Raw genomic sequence first — 4943 nt, 5'->3', positions numbered from 1 at the left:
CAGCCGCCCCGTCTTCTGACCAAGGAAGAGACCATGCAAGGAACGCTTTCCCCGCGCGCCGCACCTTCCGTCGATGCGGCGGTGCAACAGCGCCGCCGCGCCATCGTCGCGACCGTGATCGGCAACGGCCTCGAATGGTTCGACTTCACCGTCTACAGCTTCTTCGCGGTGATCATCGCGAAGCTGTTCTTCCCGACCGGCAACGAACTGACGTCCGTGCTGCTCACCGTCGCGACGTTCGGCGTGGGCTTCTTCATGCGGCCGGTGGGCGGCATCGTGCTGGGCGTCTATGCCGACAAGGTCGGACGCAAGGCAGCACTGTCGCTCACGATCCTGCTGATGGCGGCTGGCACCGCGCTGATCGGCATCGCGCCGACCTACGAACAAGCCGGCATCGCCGCGCCGCTGATGATCGTCGTCGCGCGGCTGCTGCAAGGCTTCTCGGCCGGCGGCGAAATGGGCGGCGCCACCGCGTTCCTCACCGAATACGCGCCGCCGGAAAAGCGCGCGTATTACTCGAGCTGGATCCAGTCGAGCATCGGCTTCGCGGTGCTGCTCGGTGCGGCGACCGGCACGTTCGTCACGACGTCGCTCGACACGCAGGCGCTGCATAGCTGGGGCTGGCGGCTGCCGTTCCTGCTCGGGATCATCGTCGGGCCGGTCGGTTACTTCATTCGCAGCCATATCGACGAGACGCCCGCGTTCAGCGCCGTCGAATCGCAGGCGAAGGAAAGCTCGCCGCTGAAGGAAGTGCTGCACACGTATCCGCGCGAGACGTTCGCGAGTTTCTCGATGGTGATCCTGTGGACCGTCTGCACCTACGTGCTGCTGTTCTACATGCCGACCTATTCCGTGCGCACGCTGCATCTGCCGCAATCGACCGGTTTCACGGCCGGCATGGTCGGCGGGCTGATGATCATGTGCTGCTCGCCGATCGTCGGGCGCCTCGCCGACGCGTGGGGACGGCGCGTGTTCCTGTCCGGCTCCGCGCTCGCGATCCTCGTGCTCGCGTGGCCGATGTTCTCGTGGATCAACCATGCGCCCGGGTTCGCGTCGCTGATCGTGTTCCAGGCCGTGTTCGGCGTGCTGATCGCGACCTATACGGGGCCGATCCTCGCGGCGTTCGCGGAGCTGTTTCCGACCAAGGTACTGTCGACCGGATTATCGGTTGCGTACAACTTCGCGGTGACGATCTTCGGCGGGTTCGCGCCGTTCCTGATAACGTGGCTCATCGCCCGGACCGGCAGCAACATGGCGCCCGCGTTCTACGTGATGCTCGCGGCGGCCGTCAGTTTCGTCGGCACGCGCTTCGTGAAGGATGCGAAGCTTGCGGCCGCAACGACTCGATAAGGATTTTTACCCATGACCATTACCGTGCTTCAAGGCGGCAACGTGCTCGACCTCGAACGAGGCGTGTTGCTCGAACATCATCATGTCGTGATCGAAGGCGAGCGGATCGTCGAGGTTACCGATCGGCCGGTGGATTTGCCGAATGCGCAGGTGATCGACGTGCGCGGCAAGACCGTGATGCCGGGGTTCATCGATTGCCACGTGCATGTGTTGGCGTCAAATGCGAACCTGGGCGCGAATGCGACGCAGCCGAATATTCTCGCGGCGATTCGGTCGCTGCCGATTCTCGATGCGATGTTGTCGCGTGGGTTTACCAGTGTGCGGGATGCGGGGGGCGCGGATTGGAGCTTGATGCAGGCCGTTGAGACGGGGCTGATTCCGGGGCCGCGGATTTTTCCGTCGGGGAAAGCGTTGTCGCAAACCGGCGGGCATGGGGATTTCCGGCCGCGCGGCGATGTGCTGGAGCCCTGCTCCTGCTGTTTCAGGACGGGGGCGATTGCGCGGGTCGTCGATGGCGTTGAAGGCGTGCGGCTCGCCGTGCGTGAGGAGATTCAGAAAGGCGCGACGCAGATCAAGATCATGGCGTCAGGCGGCGTGGCTTCGCCGACCGATCCGATTGCGAACACGCAGTATTCGGAGGATGAGATTCGGGCGATTGTTGATGAGGCCGAGGCCGCGAATACTTATGTGATGGCGCATGCGTATACGGGGCGAGCGATTGCGCGGGCTGTGAGATGCGGTGTGCGGACGATCGAGCATGGGAATTTGGTGGATGAAGCGGCGGCGGCGCTCATGCATGAGCGGGGGGCGTTTGTGGTGCCTACGCTTGTGACTTATGACGCGCTGGCTAAGCATGGGGCGGAGTTTGGGATGCCTGCCGACTCGGTGGCGAAAGTCGCTTCCGTGCAGCAGAAAGGACGCGAGTCGCTCGAGATCTATGCGAAAGCCGGCGTGAAGATGGGGTTCGGGTCGGACCTGCTCGGGGAAATGCACGCGTTTCAGTCGGGGGAGTTTCGGATTCGGGCGGAGGTGCTTGGGAATTTGGAGGCGCTCAGGTCGGCGACGACGGTGGCGGCGGAGATTGTGAATATGACAGGGGAGCTTGGGGTTGTGGCCGTGGGGGCGATCGCTGATCTCGTCGTGCTGGATGGGAATCCGCTCGAGGATATTGGCGTCGTGGCCGATGAAGGCGCGCGGGTCGAGTATGTGTTGCAGCGGGGGGCGGTTGTGAAGCGGCGGGCTGGCGGGCGGTGATGTTTGATTGAAGCCGTTCAGCTATTTTTGCAGGCGCGGTGCGGCATCACGGGCCTTGTGGTCGTGACAGTTGTTGACGGTGGCTGAAGGTATGAGTCGCGGCGTTCGCGGCAATGGCCAGGGCGGTGCCGCCCCGGCGGTCAGTCGCATTCGGGAGACGCTTGCGTTTCACTTGCTAGAGCCGAATCAAGCGGCCCTTGCAGTTGTTACAGCGGCGGCGGTACCCAATCAGGATCGTGGTACGGCTGCTCTCGCAGCGCCAACTGGCTGGAGTCCGGCGAGATCGTGATCAATCGGTCAACATCGCTGACTCTCAGATACACGCGGTCGCCCGGCTTGAAGCCGAAGATCTTGAGATCAATGTCGATCGCCTTCATCCACGGCAGGTACGGCCAGCCACGCTTGGGAAGGTCCGGGTAGTTGCGCAGGACCAGCTCAAACGTCTTCTGCATGTTGACGGGTTTGTTCTTTCTACGACGTGGCTTAGTATTGGCGTCAGCCATTTCCGACTCCTGCGTTGAGTTGGTGGTGGTCAGCGGGTCGTATGGGTTGCCGCCCATGCGGCCCGCGCTTCTTTGGTACCTCGGGTTTCCCCTTCTTTCTCCCCTCTTCGCTGGGTCTTGTTGGGCAAGACCGCTTTCTTTCGACCATCGGCGCGGAAGGGACTGCGGTCAACTTCCGATGGTGAGAAGCAAAGCTTCATGACCAGTGTAGTCGGGCTGGCATCTCAGAATTAGGGAATTGAGGGGGATTGGCCGAAGGGTATAGGGACTCTTGGCGCGAAACCGAGACTCCACTACGCGAGCACCCTTTTGTGCCTCCCACTGAAAGCAGCTGACAGGAGCGGCTGAAGTTGGCAGGTTCCGATTCGTCAAACGTCTTCCCTCTCTTATGTTGCAAAGGCAATCTCCGGGAGACAACGAGGGCACCCATAGAGATTAGGCTGGCAGCTAGGTAATATCACTAATCTCGGAAAGCACATGCAGCAGCAATCAATGTCAAGAGTACAATCACGTGTACAGCCGGGGGAGCTCGGCGTTTTATAAGACCCGCAGCAAGAACGTTTACTACAATGGCCAAATCAAAAAAGAGAAAAACGATATCCAAAGGGTTTGGGGCAGAAACCCAACTCCGCACTTTTCGTCGCGCAATCCACTCTGTCGCAAATCCGCGCGCCGGGCTTTCAAAAGCCCGCTCGCTGGTGTCAGCTTCACACTTCCCCCGAATTGTGAACGAACTTGGCCGACAGAGCGCATACAAATACATTTTCGCACCAACGACATTTCCCAAGAGTTTAGAAAATTTTCCGATTCGCACTCGGCTTCACGAGTTAGACACCGAAACAGAATTACTGTGGACCGCATCCGTTCTATCCATCTTTAAATCAGATATTTATGAATTTATTATCAAAAAAGAAGAATTTGAGCGAGCTTTCGCAACGGAGCATCCAACTCGAGCTTTAGAAATTTTAGAACAAATTGAGGTTAAATTTGGATTCTCTCTCTGGCTAATAGGATTTAAGCTACAGCTACTCCAACTCGACAAAGGATTACAAGCCCAGAAAGAATACCTCGAATCTATATTTGCCGCAGATGGCATGAGTGCTCAGGCCACATGGATTGCGTACTACTTCAGCATTCGAAGCGAGGAAAACGTTTCCTACTCGAAGATAGAGAGCGACATTTCGCAACTTGGAACCGGAGAACTCGCAGATTATTGCATCCATCACGTACTTGGACATGGATCAAAGCGTATCGAACATCTACGGACACCGATCAATTACGAGGAACCAAATCCAATAATTGACAGATTTGAGACATTTGTCACAATCGCACAACAACATCTCTCTCGAACTCGGGGAGAAATATCCGATTCATTTCGCACGGCTGTTCAACTACTAGGCTCACTTGGTGATCGTCGAATCACAAATATGATGTCGGCGTTAGGGCAAACCATCTTACCCAATTGCGATTCGGCCGAATTACGCGCTGCGGATAACTACACAATCGGACAATATCTAGATGTTGTCTCCAGCGATGCAGAGAGTCTCGAATTGATTGCTAGATCTCGCGCATTGCTAGGCAACCTTCCGAGATCAACGCAATCGTCTCTTCGCGACCGCGTGATTGAATCAATGGAGGAAGCACTCTCAACATCGGCCAATGCAGTTCATGCCCGTCATACCCTTCGAAAACTTGCACTGACTCTCTCGAAACACCCGTACTCAACGCAAATATGGGGGTTCCTTGAGAGGGGGCATGATCATATTTTTCTGCGGGAATACAGCGACCTGGACCGCTATGTCGCCCTGAACGGACACGTTTCGAATCCGTGGAATG

The 4943-nt window shown here is 57.9% G+C and carries 3 protein-coding genes and 1 pseudogene; 3 read left to right on the top strand and 1 reads right to left on the bottom strand.

Annotated features, from left to right (window positions below; translation table 11 throughout):
* Positions 1–33: 33 nt before the first annotated feature.
* Together JMF90_RS23900 and JMF90_RS23895 are read left to right on the top strand one after the other, a co-directional pair.
* Positions 34–1350, top strand: a complete 1317-nt coding sequence (locus JMF90_RS23900; protein ID WP_011548265.1) for an MFS transporter — start codon at positions 34–36, stop codon at positions 1348–1350.
* Positions 1351–1362: 12 nt separating this feature from the next.
* A complete protein-coding gene (locus JMF90_RS23895; protein ID WP_011694663.1) occupies positions 1363–2604 on the top strand; it encodes an amidohydrolase family protein in 1242 nt (413 codons plus the stop codon).
* Between the two features lie 206 nt (positions 2605–2810).
* Here the strand turns inward: JMF90_RS23895 and JMF90_RS23890 are convergent, their stop codons facing one another.
* A complete protein-coding gene (locus JMF90_RS23890) occupies positions 2811–3164 on the bottom strand; it encodes a hypothetical protein (protein WP_233633657.1) in 354 nt (117 codons plus the stop codon).
* A 512-nt stretch (positions 3165–3676) separates the two neighbouring features.
* On the opposite strand from JMF90_RS23890, the pseudogene JMF90_RS23885 reads away from it, so the two are divergent.
* A pseudogene (locus JMF90_RS23885) lies at positions 3677–4943 on the top strand (hypothetical protein); the annotation flags it as partial.

Origin of the sequence: Burkholderia sp. E168m23 (assembly GCF_016586125.1) — a bacterium.
Lineage (GTDB): Bacteria > Pseudomonadota > Gammaproteobacteria > Burkholderiales > Burkholderiaceae > Burkholderia > Burkholderia orbicola.
This window is presented reverse-complemented; position numbering and strand designations above follow the sequence as displayed.